The 24980-nt window shown below is 47.7% G+C and carries 20 protein-coding genes and 2 pseudogenes; 15 read left to right on the top strand and 7 right to left on the bottom strand.

Annotation, left to right across the window (positions count from 1 at the left end; all coding sequences use genetic code 11):
* Positions 1-12: 12 nt before the first annotated feature.
* The gene (locus tag HWQ15_RS06935; protein WP_022649709.1) at positions 13-855 is read right to left on the bottom strand and encodes a 23S rRNA (adenine(2030)-N(6))-methyltransferase RlmJ; all 843 of its coding nucleotides are present in this window, start codon (positions 853-855) and stop codon (positions 13-15) included.
* A gap of 208 nt (positions 856-1063) precedes the next feature.
* On the opposite strand from HWQ15_RS06935, the gene prlC reads away from it, so the two are divergent.
* Together prlC and rsmJ are read left to right on the top strand one after the other, a co-directional pair.
* On the top strand, positions 1064-3106 hold the full coding sequence (prlC, locus tag HWQ15_RS06930) for an oligopeptidase A (protein WP_048966515.1): 2043 nt from the start codon (positions 1064-1066) through the stop codon (positions 3104-3106).
* A gap of 7 nt (positions 3107-3113) precedes the next feature.
* Complete coding sequence (gene rsmJ, locus HWQ15_RS06925; RefSeq protein WP_048966516.1) at positions 3114-3866, top strand: 16S rRNA (guanine(1516)-N(2))-methyltransferase RsmJ; 753 nt, start codon at positions 3114-3116, stop codon at positions 3864-3866.
* Between the two features lie 92 nt (positions 3867-3958).
* Here the strand turns inward: rsmJ and uspA are convergent, their stop codons facing one another.
* Entirely contained in the window at positions 3959-4396 is a 438-nt protein-coding gene (uspA, locus tag HWQ15_RS06920) for a universal stress protein UspA (RefSeq protein WP_003861223.1), read from the bottom strand.
* A 283-nt stretch (positions 4397-4679) separates the two neighbouring features.
* Here uspA and uspB point away from each other — a divergent pair, with 283 nt between their 5' ends.
* Positions 4680-5015, top strand: coding sequence for a universal stress protein UspB (gene uspB, locus HWQ15_RS06915; RefSeq protein ID WP_003861224.1), 336 nt, complete (start codon positions 4680-4682; stop codon positions 5013-5015).
* A 54-nt stretch (positions 5016-5069) separates the two neighbouring features.
* On the opposite strand, the gene pitA is transcribed toward uspB, so the two are convergent.
* Complete coding sequence (gene pitA / locus HWQ15_RS06910; protein WP_022649706.1) at positions 5070-6569, bottom strand: inorganic phosphate transporter PitA; 1500 nt, start codon at positions 6567-6569, stop codon at positions 5070-5072.
* 228 nt (positions 6570-6797) lie between these two features.
* On the opposite strand from pitA, the gene HWQ15_RS06905 reads away from it, so the two are divergent.
* From HWQ15_RS06905 to HWQ15_RS23440, 9 genes and pseudogenes are all read left to right on the top strand, one after another.
* A complete protein-coding gene (locus HWQ15_RS06905) occupies positions 6798-8000 on the top strand; it encodes an NAD(P)/FAD-dependent oxidoreductase (RefSeq protein ID WP_063149598.1) in 1203 nt (400 codons plus the stop codon).
* 142 nt (positions 8001-8142) lie between these two features.
* Positions 8143-8985: a TnsA endonuclease N-terminal domain-containing protein gene (locus tag HWQ15_RS06900; protein WP_000090707.1), complete on the top strand. Its 843-nt coding sequence runs from the start codon at positions 8143-8145 to the stop codon at positions 8983-8985.
* Positions 8972-11095, top strand: coding sequence for a transposase (locus HWQ15_RS06895; RefSeq protein WP_000351437.1), 2124 nt, complete (start codon positions 8972-8974; stop codon positions 11093-11095). Before HWQ15_RS06900 ends, HWQ15_RS06895 begins: the two co-directional genes overlap by 14 nt.
* A pseudogene (locus tag HWQ15_RS06890) lies at positions 11095-12542 on the top strand (ATP-binding protein). Before HWQ15_RS06895 ends, HWQ15_RS06890 begins: the two are co-directional and overlap by 1 nt.
* Positions 12543-12582: 40 nt before the next feature.
* Complete coding sequence (locus HWQ15_RS06885) at positions 12583-14139, top strand: TnsD family Tn7-like transposition protein (protein WP_048339097.1); 1557 nt, start codon at positions 12583-12585, stop codon at positions 14137-14139.
* An 11-nt stretch (positions 14140-14150) separates the two neighbouring features.
* Positions 14151-15077 carry a hypothetical protein gene (locus tag HWQ15_RS06880; protein ID WP_000262423.1) on the top strand — a complete coding sequence of 309 codons (927 nt, stop codon included), beginning with the start codon at positions 14151-14153 and terminating at the stop codon, positions 15075-15077.
* Positions 15078-15429: 352 nt separating this feature from the next.
* Positions 15430-15729: a helix-turn-helix transcriptional regulator gene (locus HWQ15_RS06875; protein ID WP_001097216.1), complete on the top strand. Its 300-nt coding sequence runs from the start codon at positions 15430-15432 to the stop codon at positions 15727-15729.
* A 563-nt stretch (positions 15730-16292) separates the two neighbouring features.
* Positions 16293-17356, top strand: a pseudogene (locus HWQ15_RS23445) (ATP-binding protein); the annotation flags it as partial.
* Complete coding sequence (locus HWQ15_RS23440) at positions 17336-18118, top strand: ATP-dependent endonuclease (RefSeq protein WP_326972508.1); 783 nt, start codon at positions 17336-17338, stop codon at positions 18116-18118. The pseudogene HWQ15_RS23445 and the gene HWQ15_RS23440, both read left to right, overlap by 21 nt.
* Before the next feature lie 168 nt (positions 18119-18286).
* Here the strand turns inward: HWQ15_RS23440 and HWQ15_RS06865 are convergent, their stop codons facing one another.
* The 4 genes from HWQ15_RS06865 to silR form a co-directional block, all read right to left on the bottom strand.
* Positions 18287-18637 (bottom strand): DUF305 domain-containing protein, encoded by a 351-nt coding sequence (locus tag HWQ15_RS06865; protein WP_000647571.1) that lies wholly within the window; start codon positions 18635-18637, stop codon positions 18287-18289.
* A 147-nt stretch (positions 18638-18784) separates the two neighbouring features.
* Positions 18785-19216, bottom strand: coding sequence for a silver-binding protein SilE (gene silE, locus HWQ15_RS06860; protein WP_000790485.1), 432 nt, complete (start codon positions 19214-19216; stop codon positions 18785-18787).
* A gap of 244 nt (positions 19217-19460) precedes the next feature.
* Entirely contained in the window at positions 19461-20942 is a 1482-nt protein-coding gene (gene silS, locus HWQ15_RS06855; protein ID WP_000555736.1) for a copper/silver sensor histidine kinase SilS, read from the bottom strand.
* Positions 20935-21615, bottom strand: a complete 681-nt coding sequence (silR, locus tag HWQ15_RS06850) for a copper/silver response regulator transcription factor SilR (protein WP_000697968.1) — start codon at positions 21613-21615, stop codon at positions 20935-20937. The genes silS and silR overlap by 8 nt, the downstream gene beginning before the upstream one ends.
* Positions 21616-21804: 189 nt before the next feature.
* On the opposite strand from silR, the gene silC reads away from it, so the two are divergent.
* The 3 genes from silC to silB all read left to right on the top strand — a co-directional run bounded on the left by silC (position 21805) and on the right by silB (position 24977).
* On the top strand, positions 21805-23190 hold the full coding sequence (gene silC, locus HWQ15_RS06845; protein ID WP_000475506.1) for a Cu(+)/Ag(+) efflux RND transporter outer membrane channel SilC: 1386 nt from the start codon (positions 21805-21807) through the stop codon (positions 23188-23190).
* Positions 23191-23217: 27 nt separating this feature from the next.
* Complete coding sequence (gene cusF, locus HWQ15_RS06840) at positions 23218-23571, top strand: cation efflux system protein CusF (protein ID WP_001246155.1); 354 nt, start codon at positions 23218-23220, stop codon at positions 23569-23571.
* Between the two features lie 113 nt (positions 23572-23684).
* Entirely contained in the window at positions 23685-24977 is a 1293-nt protein-coding gene (silB, locus tag HWQ15_RS06835) for a Cu(+)/Ag(+) efflux RND transporter periplasmic adaptor subunit SilB (RefSeq protein WP_000157620.1), read from the top strand.
* The last annotated feature ends 3 nt before the right edge of the window (positions 24978-24980 follow it).

Raw genomic sequence — 24980 nt, 5'->3', positions numbered from 1 at the left:
CGATGGCTGCGATTACTCCGGCACGATCCAGCTTACGGTGGCGTGGCCCGTACCGGCTGGCACCAGCGTTTTGTGCAGCCACGGCAGCACGTTGTTCATCTGCGCTTCGAGCTTCCACGGCGGGTTAATCACAATCATGCCGGACGCGGTCATGCCGCGCTGGTCGCTGTCGGGGCGCACCGCCAGCTCAATCTGCAGGATTTTGCGGATGCCGGTCGCCTCCAGATCCTTGATCATGCGCTTAATTTGCGCGCGTAGCACTACCGGATACCACAGGGCATAGGTTCCGGTCGCAAAGCGTTTGTAACCTTCGTTGATACCGGCCACCACCGCCTGATAGTCGGTTTTGATTTCGTACGGCGGGTCGATCAGCACCAGGCCGCGACGCGAAACCGGCGGTAGTTTGGCTTTTAGCTGCTGGTAGCCATCGGCTTTGTCCACGCGGGCGCGGTTATCTTTCTGAAACTCAGCGCGCAGCAGCGGGAAGTCGCTTGGGTGCAGCTCGGTCAACTGGAGGCTGTCCTGCTCGCGCAGCAGCTGGCGGGCAATCAGCGGAGAGCCAGGGTAATAGCGCAGCTGGCCGTTGCGGTTGAAATGATTCACCACGCCGATGTACGGCTCCAGTTCGGCAGGCAGATCGTCCTGCTGCCAGATACGGGCGATGCCTTCCAGATATTCACCGGTACGCTCGGCATGTTCGCCGCTCAGCTGATAACGGCCCGCCCCCGCGTGGGTGTCCAGGTAGAGAAACGGCTTGTCTTTCTCTTTAAGCGCTTCAATGATCAGGCTCTGAACGGTGTGTTTAAGGACGTCGGCGTGGTTGCCAGCGTGGAAGCTGTGGCGATAACTGAGCATGGGTAATGATTTTCCGCTGAATTGACGATTTTCCACAGTTTACAGCAGAACGGCACAGATTACCCGTAGGCCCGGTAAGCGCAGCGCCACAGGGCGTTTTTCGACAACCTCCGGCATTGAAATCCTCTACACTTAACCCCATTACAGAAAACAATATGCACAGCGCCGGATGCGCGCTTCATTCATCTATTTCAACAGGACAGCGTTTATGACCAATCCATTACTGACGCCTTTTTCGTTGCCACCGTTTTCTAAAATCCTCCCTGAGCATGTGGTTCCAGCCGTTACCCAGTCGCTGGAAAACTGCCGCGCGGCGGTAGAGAACGTGGTCGCGCAGGGCGCGCCGTACACCTGGGAAAATCTGTGTCAGCCGCTGGCCGAAGTGGACGACGTGCTGGGGCGCATTTTCTCCCCGGTGAGCCACCTGAACTCGGTGAAAAACAGCCCGGAGCTGCGCGAAGCCTACGAACAGACCCTGCCGCTGCTCTCCGAGTACAGCACCTGGGTCGGCCAGCACGAGGGGCTCTACAAAGCCTACCGCGACCTGCGCGACGGCGACCATTATGCCGAACTGAACACGGCGCAGAAAAAATCGGTTGATAACGCGCTGCGTGATTTCGAACTGTCCGGGATTGGCCTGCCAAAAGAAAAACAGGTTCGCTACGGCGAAATCGCCGCGCGCCTGTCCGAGCTGGGCAACCAGTACAGCAACAACGTCCTCGACGCCACCATGGGCTGGACGAAGCTGATTACCGATGAATCCGAACTGGCCGGTATGCCGGAAAGTGCGCTGGCGGCGGCAAAAGCCCAGGCCGAAGCGAAAGAGCAGGAAGGCTTCCTGTTAACGCTGGATATCCCAAGCTATCTGCCAGTGATGACCTACTGCGACAACCAGGCCCTGCGCGAAGAGATGTACCGCGCCTACAGCACCCGCGCCTCCGATCAGGGGCCGAATGCCGGTAAGTGGGATAACAGCCCGGTGATGGCGGAGATCCTCTCCCTGCGCCACGAGCTGGCACAGCTGCTGGGCTTCGACAGCTACGCGGATAAATCCCTCGCCACCAAAATGGCCGAGAACCCACAGCAGGTGCTCGACTTCCTGACCGATCTGGCGAAACGCGCCCGTCCTCAGGGTGAAAAAGAGTTAGCCCAACTGCGCGCCTTTGCAAAAGCGGAGTTCGGCGTGGACGAGCTTCAGCCGTGGGATATCGCATACTACAGCGAAAAACAGAAACAGCACCTCTACAGCATCAGCGACGAACAACTGCGTCCGTACTTCCCGGAAAACAAAGCCGTCAACGGTCTGTTCGAGGTAGTGAAGCGCATCTACGGCATTACCGCGAAAGAGCGTACCGACATCGACGTCTGGCATCCGGACGTGCGCTTCTTCGAGCTGTATGACGAGAACAACGAGCTGCGCGGCAGCTTCTATCTCGATCTCTACGCGCGTGAGAACAAGCGCGGTGGGGCGTGGATGGACGACTGCGTGGGCCAGATGCGTAAAGCGGATGGTTCCCTGCAAAAACCTGTTGCCTACCTGACCTGTAACTTCAACCGTCCGGTGAGCGGCAAACCTGCTCTGTTTACCCACGATGAAGTGATCACCCTGTTCCACGAGTTCGGTCACGGCCTGCACCACATGCTGACCCGCATCGAAACCGCTGGCGTCGCCGGTATCAGCGGTGTGCCATGGGATGCGGTCGAGCTGCCAAGCCAGTTTATGGAGAACTGGTGCTGGGAGCCGGACGCGCTGGCGTTTATCTCCGGTCATTACGAAACGGGCGAACCGCTGCCGAAAGAACTGCTGGATAAAATGCTGGCGGCGAAAAACTACCAGGCGGCGATGTTTATCCTGCGTCAGCTGGAGTTCGGCCTGTTCGACTTCCGCCTGCACGCCGAGTTCAGCCCGGAGCAGGGGGCGAAAATCCTCGAAACCCTGGCTGAGATTAAAAAGCAGGTTGCCGTCATTCCAGGCCCGACCTGGGGACGCTTCCCGCACGCGTTCAGCCATATCTTCGCAGGCGGGTACGCCGCAGGCTACTACAGCTACCTGTGGGCCGACGTGCTGGCGGCGGATGCCTTCTCGCGCTTCGAAGAAGAGGGGATTTTCAACCGCGAAACCGGTCAGTCGTTCCTCGACAACATCCTGACCCGCGGCGGTTCAGAAGAGCCTATGGAGCTGTTCAAACGCTTCCGTGGCCGCGAGCCGCAGCTGGATGCGATGCTGGAGCATTACGGAATCAAAGGCTGATTGCTACGTGAAGATCTGCTTAGTAGATGAAACAGGCGCCGGTGACGGCGCCTTATCTGTTCTGGCGGCCCGCTGGGAGCTGGAACATGATGAAAAGAACCTGATGGCGCTGGTGATGACGCCGGAACATCTGGAGCTGCGCAAGCGCGATGAGCCAAAGCTTGGCGGGATTTTTGTCGATTTTGTCGGCGGCGCGATGGCGCATCGGCGTAAGTTCGGCGGCGGTCGCGGCGAAGCGGTGGCCAAGGCGGTTGGCATTAAAGGGAGCTATCTTCCGGACGTGGTGGACGCCACGGCGGGGCTGGGGCGCGATGCGTTTGTGCTGGCCTCGGTGGGCTGCCGTGTGCGGATGCTGGAGCGTAATCCGGTTGTCGCCGCGCTGCTCGACGACGGGCTGACGCGAGGCTATGCGGACCTGGAAATCGGCTCGTGGTTACAGGAACGTTTGCAACTTATTCATGCCTCCAGCCTGACGGCGCTGACCGATATCACCCCGCGCCCGCAGGTGGTTTATCTCGACCCCATGTTCCCGCATAAGCAGAAAAGCGCGCTGGTGAAGAAAGAGATGCGGGTGTTTCAGTCGCTGGTGGGGCCAGATTTAGATGCCGATGGCCTGCTGGAGCCGGCTCGTCAACTGGCGACGAAGCGGGTGGTGGTGAAACGTCCTGACTATGCGCCGCCGCTGGCGGACGTTGCGACCACTAACGCGGTGACCACCAAAGGGCATCGCTTTGATATCTACTCAGGTACGCCGGAATAAAAAAAGCCGGGTGGCGGCTTCGCCTTGCCCGGCCTACATTCAGTGCCGCTTGTAGGCCCGGTATGCGTTAGCGCCACCGGGCTTATTTGCACTTACTCGTCTTCTTCGTCACGCAGTGGAACAATCAGCATATCCACGTGTACGGTGTTAATCAGCTGACGTGCGGAAGACATCAGTTTGCTCCAGAAGTCCTGATGGTGACCGCATACCACCAGGTCCATATCGTATTTCTTAATCGCATCAACCAGCACCTGGCCCAGATCGCCGCTACCGCTTAAGGTTTCAGTGATTGGATAGCCCGCGTTGGTAGAAAGCTCGCTCAGCGCGTGGTGAGTCTCTTCGGAGATGCGTTTCTGCATATCGCCGAGATTCACGTCGATCAGACCGGTGTAGAGGTCGGAGTAATTCACATCAACATGAATCAGCGAAACTTTCGCGTTGTAGGGACGTGCCATGGATACTGCTTTATCAACCAGCACTTTACTCTCCGGGGAGAGGTCTACCGCGATAAGAATGTGTTTGTAAGCCATAGTGTTACTCCTTCCTTAAGTTATCGATGACTAAATGGGAAAGCCGTCGTCTGATGCTTTCATTACGGCCCAGTTAAACATATTTTTCAAGCTTTGGTGTTGATAACGATTAACCTTGTGGCAAAAAAATTAACGGATCTCCTACACTATTTAATGAGCCGTTCGGATATTAAAACGCGAACCGGATCGACTTTTAGTCATTCTTTCACTGAACTGTCTGTCAGGGCATTGGGGTGCGGTAGCTCAGGAGCCTTGCTTCGTGGGTGGACGCCGGGGAGGATGTATGATTAGCACCGTCGCATTGTTTTGGGCGTTATGCGTGGTTTGCATAGTGAATATGGCGCGCTACTTCTCATCGTTACGTGCGCTGTTAGTGGTACTTCGTGGTTGCGATCCGTTGCTTTATCAATATGTGGACGGTGGAGGGTTCTTCACCTCGCACGGACAGCCCAGCAAGCAGATGCGTCTGGTGGGGTATATCTACTACCAGCGCTACCGCGATCACCACGATGAAGAGTTTATCCGTCGCTGCGAGCGCCTGCGTCGTCAGTTCATTTTGACCAGCGCCCTGTGTGGTCTGGTTGTGGTGAGTATGATTGCGCTGATGATATGGCACTGAGCATAAAAAAAGCGGGCCAGTTTCCTGACCCGCTTTTTTGTCGCCTTCAGCCGATTAAATTAGCTTCAGCGAAATCCAGTACAGACCGCCAGACAGCAGGATGGACGCCGGGAGGGTGAACACCCAGGCCATCAGAATGTTGGTCACGGTTTTACGCTGCAAACCGCCGCCGTCAACAATCATGGTACCTGCCACGGACGAAGAGAGTACGTGGGTGGTGGAGACTGGCATACCGGTGTAGCTCGCCAGACCGATAGACACTGCCGCCGTCATCTGCGCGGACATGCCCTGAGCATAGGTCATGCCTTTCTTACCGATCTTCTCACCGATGGTGGTCGCCACACGACGCCAGCCAATCATCGTACCGATACCCAGCGCCAACGCGACCGCCATGATGATCCAGATTGGCGCGTACTCAATGGTGTTGAGCATATCGCCTTTCAGTTTCTTCAGCAGACGCTTATCGTCAGCATTGACCTCTGGCAGCTTCGCGACTTTATCGGTCACGTCGGAGATACAGAGCATGATACGACGCAGCTGACCACGCTGTTCTACAGCCAGTTTGTCGTAGCTTTCGATATCGGCCAGCATGCCTTTCGCACGTTCCAGCGCGTTAATCGCGTTTGCCGGGTGGCAATGGAACTCGCCCGGTGCAGTCAGTGCGCCAGAGTCAGGAGAAGGGATCAACTGGTCTACGCCGGTCGCTTTCTTCAGCAAATCAGGATGCTGCTGGAAGTAAGTCTCAACGTTGTTTACCGCATCACGGGTACGGGTGATCTCATAGCCAGAGGCGTTCATGTTAACCACGAAGCCTGCCGGTGCGACGCCAATCAGAACCAGCATCACCAGACCGATACCTTTCTGACCATCGTTCGCGCCATGAGAGAAGGCGACGCCGATAGCGGAAATGATCAGCGCGATACGTGTCCAGAACGGCGGCTTTTTCTTGCCGTCTTTCTTCTCACGCTCTGCTGGCGTCAGGTGGATACGTGCACGTTTCTTCGTGTTGCTCCAGTAGCGACGCAGGATGAAAATCAATCCACCCGCTACCACCAGACCGACGATAGGGGAGATGATCAGAGAGCCGAAAATACCCAGTACTTTAGGAAGGTTCAGCGCATCAACAACCGATGTACCGGTCATCAGGGCGTTAGTTAAACCGATACCGATAATCGCGCCGATAAGGGTGTGAGAGCTGGATGCCGGCAGGCCGAAATACCAGGTACCGAGGTTCCAGATAATCGCAGCAAGCAGCATTGAGAACACCATGGCCAGGCCATGACCGGAACTCACGTTAAGCAGCAGATCCGTTGGCAGCATATGCACAATGGCATAGGCAACGCTCAGTCCGCCCAGGAGGACACCAAAAAAGTTAAATACCGCCGCCATAACGACCGCAAGCTGCGATCGCATTGCGCGAGTGTAGATAACCGTTGCAACTGCGTTTGCAGTGTCGTGGAAGCCATTGATCGCTTCGTAAAACAGCACAAAAACCAGAGCAAGCAATAATAAAAGCCCGGTATGTAAATCCAGGCCGGCAAACAAATGTAGCATAGGACGTTACGCCATTTTGAGGACATGAACGCGGCGCATTATCCAGGACAAATGCGCAACGGGCAAAGTGAAATATAGACTTTTTTTGACATACCACCTGATTTGAGAAATGTGCCTGAATAGATAATCTTTAAATATCAATGAAATGGCTTTGTAATATCTTTTTACGCTGGTGCGACCACTGAGGAAACTTTACAATCCGCGGCAGTTAACGAAGAGGATTTTGACGTGGAAAGGTTTGATGCCGTAGTAATTGGCGCCGGTGCGGCGGGTATGTTTTGTGCGGCAATGGCCGGACAAGCGGGTCGTCGTGTGCTGCTGCTGGATAACGGAAAAAAGCCTGGCCGCAAGATCCTGATGTCCGGTGGCGGGCGCTGCAATTTCACTAATCTTTATGTCGAGCCTGCGGCCTATTTGAGCCAGAACCGTCATTTTTGTAAATCTGCGCTGGCGCGCTACACGCAGTGGGATTTCATCGAAATGGTGGGTAAACACGGCATCGCGTGGCATGAGAAGACGCTGGGACAGCTGTTCTGCGACGACTCTGCCCAGCAAATCGTGGATATGCTGGTGGCCGAGTGCGAGAAAGGCGGCGTAGTCATGCGCCTGCGCACCGAAGTGCTGGACGTCGCCCGTAACGAGCAAGGGTACACGCTGCAACTCAACGGCGAAACCGTCAGCGCCGATAACCTGGTGATCGCCAGCGGCGGCCTCTCGATGCCGGGGCTGGGTGCCTCACCGTTCGGCTACAAAATCGCCGAGCAGTTTGGCCTGAAGGTACTGCCCACGCGCGCCGGGCTGGTGCCGTTCACGCTGCATAAGCCGCTGCTGGAACAGCTTCAGACGCTCTCCGGCGTGTCTGTGCCGTCGGTCATTACGGCCGAAGACGGCACGGTGTTCCGCGAAAACCTGCTCTTTACCCATCGCGGTCTCTCGGGGCCAGCGGTATTGCAGATCTCCAGCTACTGGCAGCCGGGGGAGTTTGTCTCCGTAAACCTGGTGCCGGATTGCGATCTGGACGCCTTCCTCAATGAGCAACGCGCCGCGCACCCGAATCAAAGCCTGAAAAATACCCTGGCGATGCAGCTGCCGAAGCGTCTCGTGGAGTGCTTGCAGGTGTTAGGGCAAATTCCGGATGTTGCGCTTAAGCAGCTCAACAGCCGCGAGCAGGACACGCTGGTGGAGACGCTGACGAACTGGCGCGTGCAGCCAAACGGCACCGAAGGCTACCGCACGGCGGAAGTGACGCTGGGCGGCGTGGATACACACGAACTCTCATCCCGCACGATGGAAGCCCGCAACGTGCCGGGTCTTTATTTCATTGGTGAAGTGATGGACGTGACCGGCTGGCTCGGCGGGTATAACTTCCAGTGGGCGTGGGCCAGTGCCTGGGCATGCGCGCAGGCGCTGGCTGATGTCCGAGGACAATAAAGTTGTACACAAAGCACTAAAGTTGTAACCATTCTCAAAAAACGACGCTAATGTTGTATACTTACTGAATGTGTGGTTATAGGGTTGGAGACTATAAAATGCACATATAGGTACGTATCAATGTCGTTTTTAGGGTACGATCATGGCTAGGGGTAGGCGTCTCAAATCCTATTTGGATTATGAAAATGCGCTAGGTGACGGCATAGGAGTGGGCTATGGCCAAAGTTATCAGCCCTGGCTTAGAGCTCAGGACGTTAAATCCCGTGGAAACCGTTCGATAGTCTTTGGCCTTAAGACGTTTCGAAACCATCATCTCCTTTCTTCTGTCGAAAGTAACTTTTTCTATCTGGCTGAGTTTAATGACTCGGTGATTGATATCCGGGAACAATTCCCACTCTTTCCTCTCCGGCTTACCCAACAAATAGCAAATCATCTACATTTTCAACATCCTATGGTGAGGGGAGTAAGAGGAGTACCTGTCGAAGTTCTGAATGTTATGACAACCGATTTTTTACTGACCTTGAGAACTCCTGAAGGCGGACTTCGATACAAAGCTATAGCAGTAAAACATAACGAGAGCATACCTGAACGCGAAGCCCAAAAACTTGAAATAGAGAGGATGTTTTGGCAGTTGATTGATGTTGAGTTTCAAATTTATGTTGGCTCGGAACTCAATAACGTCGTCGGTAAAAACATTTGCTGGGCTACTTCTGTATTAAGAGATGGTTCTGAATTTTATGATAAATATCCTCTTGATAAAATCCTATGGAAGCTTAAACCAGATGTTTATCCCATAGTAGGACTACGTGCAATGATTTCATCAATCTTTGGGGTAGATGCACAAGAAGCGATGATGTTATTGCAGGCAATGATTGGATTAAAAATGATAAATGTTGATTTATCATATCCAATACTCGAAACCGGTCTGATAAAGATAATTTCCAATGACCACTATATAGGACTGAACGCAAATGGATATTATTAGGAATTCAGTCTGGCTCTCTCAAGGCACTGATTTGCTTGCAGAGGGACTTTACCGTGTTTTGGATTTTGACAGAAAGGTCGATTTGTTAATTTTGTTTAAAATAAAATCAGAAAGAACGGGTAAGCCAATCCCTTTCTCATTTTCAATGTTTAAATATTATATTGAATCAAATAGCATAACTTGTAAAGATTATATATATCCTTCATATATGTTAGTAGATGAGAAAGAATTAACAGATAAAGACAGAGGAAGGCGAGATGAAAATTACAATATCATTAAAGATCTTGTAGATGACAGAATGTTTCTGTTCGACTATGCATTACATAAAAAGTCGCACCTTTTAATGGATTACTCAAGAAATAAAAAAATATCACAATATACTATCAGAACGCTTCTGGCGTTGTATTGGCGACATGGGCAGGATATTTATGCATTGCTACCCGCATTCTCGAACTGTGGCGCCGCTGGGAAAAGTAGAATCAAACATGAAATTAAACTTGGGAATTCCAAAAAAAACAGAGCATTACCTAATGAACGATCACGTGTTTTCATTCTTAATGAAAGAGATATAAATAATATTAGAAAATCTCTCATTACGTATCATTATAAAGTTAACGGAGATACGATAAAGAAAACATTAGAGAGACATATTGATTTGTATTTTAGGGATGAAATTAAAACAGCAAACCTAGAAAATAGAGCTCCATATGTTCCTTCTTTAAAACAATTTTCATACTGGAATAAAAAACTCTTCACTAAAGATTTCTCGATAAATAAGAAGAACACGAAAAAAGAAATAGACCTCAAAATGCGGGCGCTTTTAGGTAGTGTGGCTAATACAACTGTTTTGCCGGGTGATGTTTTCGAAATAGACTCAACTGTCGCTGATGTACATCTTATTTCGAGTTTAAACAGACGAAAAGTCATTGGGCGTCCTACTATTTATACAGTGGTGGATCGTGCAACAAGAATGATTGTTGGCCTTCATGTTTCTTTATACCATGCTTCATGGCGAGCCGCCCGACAAGCGTTAGCAAATTGCTTTATGCCAAAAAAAGAATATTGTAGATTATTTGGAATCTCTATTACTGATGATGATTGGCCTTGTTCTCACATTCCATTAACATTGATGTGTGACAACGGGGAGATGATTGGTCTTAAACCTCAGGAAGAGATGACCCCCCTGACAAAACTTGAGTTTGCGCCAGTCGGTAGAGGCGACAGAAAAAGCATTGTTGAACGCTGTTTCGGCATTCTGAATGATGAGGTTATTCATAGGCTTATTGGAACAACACGAAGGGGAAAGATTGTTAAAGGAGAGCCAACACCGCAATCCAGGGCTTGTTTAACGATTCAGGAGGTCACGTCTTTACTGATTCGGGAGATACTTGCACATAATCAGAGAACGTATGAGGAACTGGCTTATATCAATCCCTTACTGATTGAAAATGATCTCGTAATATCACCAAAAAATAGTTGGATGATAAGCTTAAAGCACGGGAGATTCAGCGCAAGAGCCGTTGGGGCCGACGAAGTGATCGCACGATTGTTAATCCCTGTGAACGCTAACATTACCGCCGGTGGGATTCAGTACAATAATCTTTTTTATGAATGTGATCCTGAAATTGCATCAGGTGTCAGAGTATTTGGAAGAACCACTTGTGAAGCAAGAATAGATGACAATTGCGTAGATTATATATATGTAAGATTTGACAAAAATAGCATTTTCAAAAAACATTACCTACTTAAGAAAAGAGATGTATTTAAAGGGAAAGCTCATCTTGATACAGATGTAATGGCTGATTGGGTAGATACTCAAAAAGAAATTAATTTATTTACTCTGGATTCGCTCAGCAATATCAATAATAAAGATGAATTTAACAGGAAAGGTAACGAAAGATTAAATGAAATATACGAATCTCGCCGGGTACATGGTAAAGATATTAAAAAGAACAGGAAAAATGAACTTGATTCATTAGGGCGAACTCATGTTGCTAATGGAAGATCTGAACCCCTACTTCCTTCATCCAGTAATGTTCTGCTTTTGCCTGGCCGGGAGGAGAAACAAAGATGGTTAAAAGGTAAGAAGAAGACTGAGGACGCAGAATAATGAATCTTATACGGCGCGTTTCAGCGATATATAAAGAACAGGAGTTACCTGAGTATCGTGGCAATCCCTTAATTGAAGCACTTCCTGAAGCGCTTACGGAAGATGAAGTACTTCTGGAAATGAGTTATTTCCCCGAAATTGACGAAAAAATCCGCTGGACTGCCCCGGCGAATGTTAGAGAGCAGTATGTCGAACGTATAAAGAAATTCCGTTGCCCTCAAACCAATCTTATCCAGGCTTATAAGATGATCTTACGGGCACTTAGGGAAAGCTATGCAGCTCGTAATCCTTTAAAAAGCGGAACAATTCAATATCTTCATTACTATGGAAATGAGCGTCCTGATATTGAGCCAGAAAGTGGATATTTTAAATCCCAGGCTGAAACTATTACGATAGTTGGAATGAGTGGTTCTGGAAAAACTACCATGATTGAGCAAGTCATGGATCATTTCCCTCAGATTATAGAACACAGCAGCTATAAAGGAGTTTTTCCCGGCTTCAGTAAGCAAATTGTATGGGTAAAGATTAATTGTCCATACAATTCAAGTGTGAGAGACCTTTGTGAAGAGATTTTACAAAAATTAGATGATGCAATTGGTATTGAACGAACTACACCTGAGATTAGAAATGGTGCTCTGGCTCGCCAGATTGCACAAAGAATTAAATCATCATTTTTGGGTATCCTTGTTATTGATGAAATGCAGAGGCTTAAATTTTCAAGAACCGGGGGTGAGAGTAAGTTGATTGATTTTTTACATGAAATTGTAGATTCCATGGGGGTATCTATGGTTTTTTGTGGAAATCATCCTTTTGACGAGACGCTGACAAAGAAAATGAGAATTGCCAGGCGGGCAGAGTCTGGTGGTTACATGAAAATTAAGAATGTTAGATACGATTCACAAGACTGGCAATCGTTTATTCATTATTTATGGCCATTACAATGGACAAATGTTGAAACTCCATTAAATGATGAGTCAAACGAAAAATTATTCATTTTATCTAAAGGCAATATTGGATTGGCTCAGATGATTTATCGGGGGGCACAATTAAAGGTTATCGGTAGCGGCAATGAAATCATCACTGGCGCAGTCTTGTCGGCCTCTGTACCGGTACTCGTGAGTCATACGGAGGAATATAAGGATACTCCACTCCCGGGGCCGCGACTGAAGATGAGGAAGCTAAATGGCTCTCTGCATCTAATGAGGGTGATGCTTCGGCTAAAATCATGGCAGAGAAGTCCCTAAAGTCTTTGATCCCTGGGGATATAGACAGGCCACAGCACAAGGAATTCGTAGGAAAAATAGACGAGGTTTTGCGCAATTTCGACGAGAAAATACTGTCTCTTGACCACGATCTTGTTATCAACAGAACAGCTGAAAAGAAAAATACCTACGATGCTCTTCAGCGTTGCGGGCTTATAAATATAGATCCACTTAATAAATTGTAATGAGGTAACAGTTCGTAACGGTCAAAGAGAGGTGTGGGAAATGAGAATGTTGCCTGTTTTGCCTGATGAATCCTTGTTCAGCCGGTTTTGTCGGACAACTACCGTGTACGGTATGTCCCCATCTTCTCTGTTAACGATCATTTTCAACAAACCTGATATGAACGTCCATCCAATTCTCAATTCAGGATTAAAGGCTATTTCTCTTCATACATCCGAAAGTGCAGATCAGCTCTGGCATGAACAGACTTTACTCCCTCTTTTTGCCTGGGCACTACCAATCAGTCGTAATGAAATTATGGATTTCAACACGACCCCTGCCAGGCTTAATCGATTGTGCCGCCTTAGTAATTTTTCACTAGGGCAGCGCACACTATTGAAGTTTTGCCCGGTTTGCGCTCGTGAAGATACTTTTCATTATGGTGTTACTTATTGGCATCTGGCGCATCAGCTTCATGGGGTTACAACCTGCCATCGGCATCCGGTAGCGCTTGAAAGCATCCATGTCCCTTCTTCACCGCACATACGTATTGGACTGATGCCTCCTGTTTCGTATACAGAACAACTTAGCAATGAGATAGACTTCGATTTTGCTAAGTTTTGTTATGAGTCCCTAAATATAATCAGAAGAAAAGATATTACACACCCCAATTACATGGATGTACTTAAAAAGTTGAATTTATTATCATTGGATGGAAATTTAAAGAAAAATGTATTCTACGCACATGTTTATGCTAAGTGCCAGTTATTTGGGGAGGGTTCATCGGGACTTATACCAACATCCCTAACTGATTATCATTACTGGGAGCCTATACTCAAAGACAAATGTTGTCAGCATCCCACAAAGCATCTTTTGCTTTGTTATTGTTTGTTAAATACTTGCTGGCCAACGTATGCAGGAAGTCGTACTAATAAAAAGAAAGAAATCTTTAAAAGTCATAAGAAATACAGTTTTCATATAGTTGAAAATAATACTAGTGTTAGCAACCTTGGGAAGGAATTTAGTCGCAGCAGATGTTACATTAAAACACTTATTTATAAAAAATACCTGAGGGCGTTTAAGCGAAACACAAAAATTAATATATTCACTGAATTGCTTATCAAGTCTATGGCTGTAAGGGGGGTTAGTCTGGCATCCATAGCTGAGAAAAACTCATTATCGGAAGGAGCTGTATCCTCTGTAATTTCATCTTGTTACGGTTTATGCTCATGGCGTAAAAAATGTAAAAAAGATTCTTTAAGACGGCGTCATAAGCAGAAAATATTAAGATTTATACATAATCAATCCGTTTCTATAACACGAAAGTTAGTCAAAGAAAGTTGTTATGCAAGTTTCTATTGGCTAAATAAACATGAATGTGACTGGCTTAATTCCTGTCTTCCTAAAACAATACGATGCTATAAAAATAAAAGAGTAGACTGGAGCGAGAGAGATATTATCTCATCATCATTAATAAATGATGTTTTATCTCAGGGGCAGTACTCGATGTCACTTACAAGTCTAGATGCTTTACTGGGAGGGCATGGCTGGCTTTTGAAATACAGAGATAAACTACCAATGACAATGATACTTCTCAGAAAAATGGAACTAATTAAATAAGAGGGAGTTATATGGTTTACGAAAATGAATTGTGGCACAGTTTTCTTCTGCGTTCACAGATAATGTATAACTTATCCAATTGCAGGAACATAATATCAAAGCATGGCGCACTAAGGTACGATGCCTTTCCTCGTTTCGAACTGATTGATATGTACAAATTGCATAGCTTGCAGGATATATATGACATTCTTGCCACTAGAAATGGTTATATACTAACTTCCAATATAGTGTCGTTATCTTCTGGTGTTTACGGGTATTTTAACGCTGTTGAAGATGCCTGTCGGAAAAATTTTCACATAACTAATTCATATCCATTGGTAAACATCTCAAACATTCGTTACTGTCACAAATGTATTGTTGAAGATATACACTCTAAAGGCATTGGTTATCTGCGTCATAGATGGTTGTTTGAATCTAAATGTGCAGTTCATAGTACCAGTTTATATGAGGTTTGTTTTGATAACTATTTGAATGCAGTGAAAGGACTTAGTGACTTAATTATAAGTGGAATAAATCCTCATGGTTATTGTTCCCTTGTGGTTGACGTTTCAAACCCTTTCAAAAATCCAGTGTATATATTACCATGTGCACGTAATAAAATTTTAAAATGGATTTCGGACAATAAAAATATGCTGATTTACTTTCTCTTTGATCTCTTCAAATGTAAGTCGCATTCAAGTTTATCTAAGGTTATCGAAGTCAAGATAATGCATGATAGATATATTTCTGCGGTGTTCAAGATGTTAAGTGAAGTTAATTTTTGTAATTTCAACTCATTTATTTCTGATATTTTTGAGGACGTAAGTTATGCCTCTATCGGACTTGATGATTATTCTGTTAATGTGCATTTTCTCAGGCTAAGGGCTGCAGATTGTAAATTTTGCCAGTTGAATGGTAAATATTTTTGCTCACTTTACAATGTAAAACTTCTTCGCTAATTTCACTTCATTTATAAAATACTAAGAAAGCTAGTTAGATAAGGTTTTATATTTTGACTGGGGCAGGAATAAATTATCACTCATAGAGTTTCCCTGGGGGTTACCACCTGTGTATGATGCCGGTTAGCAACAACGTCTAAAAGACCTGCGATCACGTGGGTCCCTCTCCAGCAAAGGGGCAAGGGGTGCTATATAACGGTGTACTGCTTACCCAATACGGCCTTGTATTTGAAAGATGCCGCATCTTGGCAGGATTCGTATTACAGCCTATAGTCTGTTAATGAGCATTACAGCCTATATGCTGTAAATCCCTGCGTTATGCTTGTTAACTCGTCGATACGGAAGGTCACTTATGAACACTCAATACGCTTTGAAGACTTTGAATCAGTTACGTCCTGTTTTAATCGGCTTTCGCAAAGCCAATGGACTGACGCAAAAAGATGTTTCTGAACGTTTGGGTATAACACAGCAAACTTATGCCCGACTAGAGGCCAACCCTGCAAGTGCGGGTTTTGAGCGTTTGTTTAGGGTGTTCAGCGTCCTTGGAGTGGAGATCGTACTTTCATCCAGGGAACCATTGTCAGATGCAAAGCCCGAATACGGAGCTATGCACAATTATTCTTCACTTCCAGCCAGGCGGGAGAAATGGTGACGCCTGGCGCTTCCCGGTCTAATTTTTCTTCAACAAGATTAACCCCTTAGCGGCCTGAAGTATCAGGTTGCGATAGAGCCTTTCATTTCTTCTGTTATGTTAAATACACCATTTTGAGCTATTTCGCTCGGCCTTAAATTATCTCTTCATTCTTCAGTGAAAATTTTATGTCGATCACATTATCGATGAATTTAGGAAATAATCCGTAAATGAAAATCTATCTTCTTTTAAATTCATCAGTGTCAGTAGCAAATATTACGCATAAAAGAATGGTTATTATTATCATTTAAATTATAAAGCTCATGAGTCAATTCCAAAAAATATAATAAGCATTGAAATCATTACCCGTGATTCTGGAGTTTTAACTTTGCCATGTAACCAACCACAAGTTAGTTTCCGGTGTTTTGAGGGGCAGTAAAGTTCTGAAAGCGCGACCAGATCATAATCCCGAAATGTCGTTAAGATATTCTGAATAACGGTTATCCCTGCTTGTTGGCAGGCATTTGAAAATATATTTTGTATTCAGGTTGCAGCAAAACGCTTTCTTACACACAGGACTTCATATGCGGCTCAGAAAATTAAAACTGAAAAACTTCAGAGGCTACAGAAACTCTACTGAAATCATTATTGATGAAAGCATGACGGGTATTGTCGGTCGTAATGACTTTGGGAAATCAACGCTTCTGGAAGCGCTGGCTATTTTTTTTGAAACAGAAGGAATGAAGGCTGACAAGAATGACATGAACTGTTTCAGCCTAAGAGAAGGGGACGGCCGTTTTGAAATAGCCTGTGAATTTGATGACCTGCCCGATTTTATCATGATCGACGACAGGGTGCAGACCACGCTCGCCTCAGAACATCTGCTGAATGAGGACGGCAATTTTGAAATCGTCAAAACGTTTAAAGCAACGACCTCAGGAAAACCGGAGCAGACCTGCATCCGCTGCATCCACCCGGATGAGGAGCCCCTGAGAAATTTACTGGGCATGAAAATTTCTGAGCTCAAGGCGGTGGGAAAAGAAGTTGAAAAAAATGTGGCGGATAAACGCACTGCATCGTTATGGCGTCAGGCCATCAGGGAAGCCGCAGCCCCCTATACCTGTTCGGAAATTATGCTGGATGTCGATAAAGAGTTCGGAACCGACACAAAATCATTATGGGGTAAGATCCTCGATTTGCTGCCCACGTATGCGATTTTCAAAGCCGACAGGGAAAGCAGCGACGGGGATTCCGAAGCTAAAAACCCCTTACAGCAGGCCGTAAAAGACGCTCAGGCTGCGCTGCAGGACAAAATTACAGCGCTGGAAAATGAGATTCAGGACAGCGTCCTGGATGTCGCACAGAGAACGCTGGATAAATTACGTGAAATGGCCCCCGAACTCGCCAGTGAACTGACTCCACGATTTAAGGAGAAACCCAAGTGGACCTTCAATTTCACCCTGGACGGGGAAAATGGCATCCCCATCAATAAGCGCGGCAGCGGGATAAGGAGGCTTATCCTGTTGAATTTTTTCGGGCTGAGGCTGAAAAGAATGTCGCGGGGACGCCCAGAAATGTGATTTATGCCATAGAGGAGCCTGAAACGTCACAGCATCCGAACTATCAGATGATGCTGATGAAAGCGTTACTGGCACTGGCAGGCCAGCCGCACCGTCAGATTATCGTCACCACCCATGTCCCGGCGCTGGCCGGATTAATCCCTGTCGAAGGCGTACGTTATGTTACCCGAAATGAGGCGGGTGAACCCGTAGTAAAAATGCCGGATGACGCAGTGCTGAAGGAAGCCACTGAAAGCCTGGGGGTGCTGCCAGAGACCGGTATGGAAAGGGCGCAGGGGATTGTTCTGGTAGAGGGAAAGTCGGATGTTACTTTCCTGAGGCATGCGGCCAGTTCATTAAAACAGTCAGGTGCGCTGCCAGCCTCTCTGGAGGACGTGAAAATAGTGCCAGTCCTCATAGGAGGGTGTGGTAGCGTCAAACACTGGGTTACATTGAATCTGGCCAAAGATCTGGGGCTTCCCTGGTGCGTATTTCTGGACTCCGATATTGGGGGAGACCCTGCACAGGTTCTGTCCATCCAGAAGCGTAAAAAAGAAGTAGAGGAGGCCGGTAAGGTATTTTTCGCTACGCGCAAACGTGAGATAGAAAACTATCTGTGCCCGGATCTTATCGAGGAAATTACTGGTGTAGCCGTCACGTTTACGGACACCTGTGACGCTAAAAAAATAATCGGCCGGGCTGTGGGAATGAAACCCGATAATGTACTAGATAAATTCTGGCCTCAGATGACATCAGAAAGAATCATCTCAAGATCAACCTATCATGACGGAACGCAGGAGAGAAGCGAGCTGGTTGAGATCCTGAGCGACATTGTATCCATGACGAGATAATGTATTAAATAAGCATCTCAGGTGCATATATTCCGGTCCTCAACAAAGGACCGGAGTACAGAGTAGTAAAAACCCGAAATTAATCGGGTTTGAATTATATAAAGATTAACCGACTCCCGCGCCCAGGAACGATGTAAAATCACGCTTGTCGTGACATTTCTACAATGTTTACTTTTGACTATCAAGCCATTTATTCATCTGCTCAATTTCACCTTTTTGAGCTTTAATGATGTCCTGCGCGAGCTTTCTCATTTTCGGATCTTTTCCGTATTTGAGCTCGGTCTCAGCCATTGCTATTGCCCCTTCATGGTGCGCTACCATGCCTTTCGCAAAAGCCTTGTCGGGATCGGACTCATTTACGGCAGCCATCATTTTGTCATGCATGTCTTTCATGCCAGCCATATATTCCTGTGACGAAGCCGAGGTAGACATATCAGTCATTTTCATTTCTGAATGTTCTGCTGAAATCGCTGGCAGGGATAACATTAATACTGCAAATAAAGTGTTTCTGGCTTTCATAAAAAATATCCTTTTAGCGTTGATGCCCGTTAACTGTAGCAGAATCTGATAAAAATGCCCCCTGTAGGGGGCAAAGATGTTGCCATATATCCGGTTACGGAAAAATCTATCAAGGAAATAAGGACAGCACAGATACTTCCCTCGCCGTCAGCCTGCACTGAGCATGCGACGATGCGCTTCGGCCATGGCCTGATGTGGGCCAGACTGACCGTTATTCATAAATTCATGGGCAACTGCAGCTCTTTCATGCTCATTCATTGCCGCTAATGACTTCGACGGCCCGGTAGGGGAAACGGTCTGACTTCCCATCATCCTCTGATGACTTTCCACCATTTTCTGGTGCGCATCCGCCGACCCGTTCGTCATGGTTTCATGAGCAATAATGGCCTGTTCATGCTGGTCCATACCGGCCATACGAGGTGCAGTCCCCTGGATCCCGACAGGAGCCGCAGCAGACTGCATCTGGTGAGCAGGTGCCTGTGCATTGTTGACCCGCTCATGGATATTCACGGTTTCAGTGGCCCAGGCCGAAGAAATTAAGCCAAAGCCCAGCAAGGATGCTAATACGATATTTTTCATGATAACTCTCCATTTCTTAATTAGTGATGTCCGGGGGAGTACAACCGGTGTTTTCAGTTCCATAACTGAAACAGGTTCGGAAGTGTTTATTTCTCCGGGAGGGGACTGGATATTCATTTCCTGGCGTCCACTGACGCCGGATATTGATAAAGCAATCCAGCCTTCCTGATAAGTTGCACTAATTATATCGAATGGCTTCTGTTTGCTGCATGACAGGCTAATGACATCTTTGTCATTTAAATCTTTATTCCCAGCACTGGGTGTCCGGAATCATTTTCTCCAGTCTGGGCACGGATAAGATAAAACGCGTTGAGTGTACGTCCGATTCCACCTGCACTCTTCCGTGATGTGCTTCCACGATTGACTTCACAATCGCAAGGCCGATGCCGCTGCCTTCTCCTTTTCGTTGTCTGGACGGATCCACCCGATAAAAACGGTCAAACAACCTTGATAAATGCTCTTCAGGGATTGGTTTCCCCGGATTTTCAATCACAAGGTCAAAAAAGCTCTCCTGCTCTCTTATTGAGACGGTGATTGCCTGTCCCTCCGGGGTATAACGCAGGGCATTGGATAACAGATTATTGATCGCCCTTCTGAACATTTGTGGATCTCCCTCAACCAGGCAGGGCATCCCGTTAAATTTGAGCGTGATATTGCGTTCTTCGGCCCAGGCTTCGAAAAACTCGAAGACTTTCATGACTTCCGCTCTGAGGTCAAACATGACCCTGTCAGGTATCAGCTGATTATTATCTGCCTGTGCCAGGAACAGCATATCGCTGACCATTTTGGTCATCCGGTTATACTCTTCAAGACTGGAATAGAGGACATCCTCAAGTTCCCTCTGTGTTCGATCCTGACTCAGTGCGATTTCAGTCTGCGTCACCAGATTGGTGATGGGCGTTCTGATCTCATGCGCGATATCGGCAGAGAAATTGGCCTGGCGGGTAAAGACATCCTCAATCTTTCCAATCATATGATTGAACGAGATAACCAGTTGCTCCAGCTCAATGGGAACGCGTGTCGGTTCCAGTCGCGCATCAAGATTCTCGGAGGTGATGTTTTTAATGGCATTGCTGACATTACGAAGGGGCAGGTGCCCCTGACGGACAGCGATTCGAATGATCAGAACAATCAACAGGCTTATCACGACGGCAATCGCAATCAGGTTCTTTTTCAGCGCATCGAGGTAATGGAGATGGAAATTAATGGATAGGCCAGTCAGCATGACATAGTTCTGCTGTTTGCCCTGAAATATCGCCTGACCAGAGGAGGCGATAATCCTGTATGTTTCCATCTTCATTTCGGACCCGGTATCCATCGGTCCCGCAGGATCCTCCACCGTCCAGAGAAAGACATCCCGTGCGCGGCTGTGCTCGCTAAAATCTGCTGAATTCACTGCCGGGCGTAGTGCCGCCCCCTGAGCTGAGCTAAAGAGCACTTCCCCCCTGGGATTGAGGAGCAAAAGGGCAACGTTGCGGTAGCTGGCAATTGATTCCTTTATTTTGCTTATTTTTTTATCATCCGGATCCACCGGGGACTGCAGTATACGGTTCAGTGTGGTGCTGATTTGTTGAAGATCGCTGACATCCTGCTCGGCAAAATGATTTTCAACAGAATGCAGCATAAACCAGGTGAATGCGATAAAAGCCAGTATCGTGGACAGGCTGATAAAAAAGGTCAGCCGCAGAGCGAGTGAGAAAGGGCGTCTGGAAGGTTTGCTATGCATCCGGGACCTCCAGCATGTAGCCCACGCCCCGGACTGTCTGGATCAGCTTTGTCTCGTAATCGTTGTCTATTTTAGCGCGGAGTCGCTTTACTGCGACATCGATCGCATTAGTGTCGCTGTCAAAATTCATGTCCCAGACCTGAGAGGCAATCAGGGAGCGGGGAAGAACCTCTCCCTGATGGCGAATGAAGAATTCCAGCAGGCTGAACTCTTTACTGGTGAGCACAATGCGGTTTCCGGCGCGACTGACTTTTCTGGATACGAGATCAATCGAGAGGTCAGCCACCTTAAACTGGCTTTCCGTGATCATCGTGTTTCCCCGCCTCAGAAGGGTTCTCACCCGGGCGAGCAGTTCGGCAAACGCAAAGGGTTTAACCAGATAATCGTCCGCACCCAGTTCCAGTCCTTTGACCCTATGTTCGATCGTGCCGAGGGCTGTCAGCAGTAAGACCGGCATACCCTTTCCGGCAGTGCGCAGCATGCGGATGATATCCCAGCCGTTCACATCAGGTAGCATGATATCCAGAATGACTAAATCATACTCGGCTGTCATGGCGAGATGATATCCGGTAAGACCATTATCAGCGTGATCCACTACGAACCCTGCCTCTGTAAGCCCTTTGCTGAGATATTCACCTGTTTTAATTTCGTCTTCGACGATCAATATTTTCATCTTGCTCCCCGGCTGGCTGCTAATGTCATTCTATTGCGCCCACGATCGTTATCAACGGATTACAGCAAAAATGACAACATTGTCATTATCCTGTCACCCGGCAAACAGAGAGCGTTAGGTAAAGTACCCCTATCAATACTCTGGACTTCATTTGAACCATTTACCAGGTCTGCCTGGACGAGAAGCGTTATGTTCAAATTAAAATTACTCAGCATTAGCACGATATTCATCCTGGCAGGCTGCGTGTCGCTTGCGCCTGAATATCAGCGGCCCGCAGCACCGGTACCCCAGCAGTTTTCACTGTCCCATAACAGCCTGACGCCAGCGGTAAATGGCTATCAGGATACGGGCTGGCGTAACTTTTTTGTCGATCCCCAGGTTACCCGGTTGATCGGTGAAGCTCTGACTAATAACCGTGATTTGAGAATGGCTGCCCTGAAGGTTGAAGAGGCCCGAGCCCAGTTCAACGTCACGGATGCAGATCGTTATCCCCAGCTGAATGCCTCATCCGGGATAACATACAGCGGTGGTCTGAAAGGTGACAAGCCGACCACACAGGAGTACGACGCGAGACTGGAGCTCAGCTATGAGCTCGATTTTTTCGGCAAACTTAAGAACATGAGTGATGCTGATCGCCAGAACTACTTTGCCAGCGAAGAAGCCCGTCGGGCCGTACACATCCTGCTGGTATCCAACGTTTCACAAAGCTATTTCAGCCAGCAACTGGCGTACGAACAACTTCGTATTGCGCGGGAAACGCTGAAAAATTATCAACAGTCCTATGCTTTCGTTGAGCAGCAGCTCGTGACCGGGAGTACGAACGTTCTGGCACTTGAACAGGCGCGAGGACAAATCGAAAGTACCCGCGCCGAAATAGCCAAACGAGAAGGCGATCTGGCTCAGGCAAACAATGCCCTGCAACTGGTGCTGGGAACGTACCGCGCACTTCCGTCAGAAAAAGGGATGAAAGGCGGGGAGATAGCCCCAGTAAAATTGCCACCAAATCTGTCTTCACAAATTTTGCTGCAGCGACCGGATATTATGGAAGCGGAATATCAGCTGAAAGCGGCTGATGCCAATATTGGCGCAGCGCGAGCGGCCTTTTTCCCCTCAATTACCCTGACCAGTGGTCTTTCCGCAAGCAGTACGGAGCTGTCCAGCCTGTTTACGTCAGGAAGTGGAATGTGGAATTTTATCCCTAAAATTGAAATTCCTATATTTAATGCTGGCAGGAATAAAGCCAATCTGAAGCTGGCTGAAATTCGCCAGCAACAGTCGGTGGTTAATTACGAACAAAAAATTCAGTCAGCCTTTAAGGATGTTTCCGACACGCTTGCGCTGCGCGACAGCCTTAGCCAGCAACTTGAGTCACAGCAGCGTTATCTTGATTCACTTCAGATAACTCTCCAGCGTGCCAGAGGATTGTATGCAAGTGGTGCTGTCAGTTACATCGAAGTGCTGGATGCAGAACGTTCCCTCTTCGCTACCCAGCAAACCATTCTCGATCTTACCTATTCCCGGCAGGTTAACGAAATTAATCTGTTTACCGCGCTGGGTGGCGGTTGGGTAGAGTAAATTTATTTAATTAATCAGGAAATTAAAATGCGTAATTCACTTAAAGCCGTTTTATTTGGTGCCTTCTCTGTCATGTTTTCTGCCGGTCTTCATGCTGAAACACATCAGCATGGCGATATGAATACTGCCAGTGATGCTTCGGTACAGCAAGTTATCAAGGGCACCGGTGTCGTTAAAGACATTGATATGAATACTAAGAAAATCACCATTTCGCATGAAGCAATTCCAGCGGTGGGCTGGCCTGCAATGACCATGCGCTTTACTTTTGTTAATGCAGACGATGCTATTAATGCCCTGAAAACAGGCAACCATGTCGATTTCTCGTTTATTCAGCAGGGCAATATCTCCTTACTCAAAAGCATTAACGTGACGCAGTCCTGATTGGCTGTCCGGAGCGATTACATCCTGTGCGCCTGTACATTCACATAGGTATATGTGTGAGTTAACCGTCAGGCGCATATGCCAGGTGTTTTGATTTTTTAGCGGAAAATTGTATGGCTTCTTTAAAGATAAAATATGCTGCAATAATTATCAGCAGCCTCATAGCAGGGGGGCTGATATCGGTTACTGCCTGGCAGTATGTAAACTCAGCACAAAAGACAGAAAAAACAGAACAAAAGGCACCGGAACGAAAGGTGCTTTTCTGGTATGACCCAATGAAACCGGATACCAAATTTGATAAACCCGGAAAATCGCCCTTTATGGATATGGACCTGGTGCCAAAATATGCTGATGACAGTGGCGATAAAAGCAGTGGCGGGATCCGTATCGACCCAACCCAGGTTCAGAATCTGGGATTAAAAACGCAAAAAGTCACGCGAGGAATGCTGAATTATTCTCAGACAATCCCGGCTAATGTCAGCTATAACGAGTATCAGTTTGTTATTGTGCAGGCGCGTTCTGACGGGTTTGTCGAAAAAGTCTACCCCATGACGATTGGCGATCATGTGAAGAAGGGGACGCCACTTATCGATATTACCATTCCGGACTGGGTGGAAGCACAGAGTGAATTCCTTCTGTTATCCAGCACCGGTGGTACTTCCACGCAAATTAAAGGCGTTCTGGAACGGCTTCGCCTGGCAGGTATGCCGGAAGAGGATATTCAGAGACTGCGTTCTACCCGGAGCATTCAGACCCGTTTTACCATTAAAGCACCTATTGATGGTGTCATTACTGCATTTGACCTGCGCACCGGCATGAATATTTCGAAAGATAAGGTGGTGGCTCAGATTCAGGGAATGGACCCGGTCTGGATCAGCGCTGCAGTGCCAGAATCTATCGCCTATCTGCTGAAAGATACGTCGCAGTTTGAAATTTCGGTACCGGCTTATCCGGATAAAACATTCCATGTCGAAAAATGGAATATTCTTCCCAGCGTGGATCAGACAACCCGTACGCTTCAGGTCCGTCTCCAGGTTTCTAATAAGGATGAGTTTCTCAAGCCGGGCATGAATGCCTATCTGAAACTGAATACCAGAAGCCAGGAGATGCTGCTGATACCAAGCCAGGCCGTTATCGATACCGGCAAAGAACAGCGCGTGATTACTGTTGATGATGAAGGCAAGTTTGTGCCGAAACAGATCCACGTTCTGCATGAGTCACAGCAACAGTCCGGCATCGGCTCCGGCCTGAATGAAGGCGATACCGTGGTGGTCAGTGGCCTGTTCCTCATTGACTCTGAAGCCAATATTACGGGCGCACTGGAACGTATGCGCCACCCTGAAAAAACAGAAAGCAGTATGCCAGCAATGTCTGACCAGCCTGTAAATATGCATTCAGGGCACTGAGGA

The sequence above is a fragment of the Enterobacter sp. DSM 30060 genome, from assembly GCF_013375955.1.
GTDB lineage: Bacteria > Pseudomonadota > Gammaproteobacteria > Enterobacterales > Enterobacteriaceae > Enterobacter > Enterobacter intestinihominis.
Note: the sequence above shows the minus strand (reverse complement) of the source record. Positions and strands in the feature narration are given on the sequence as shown.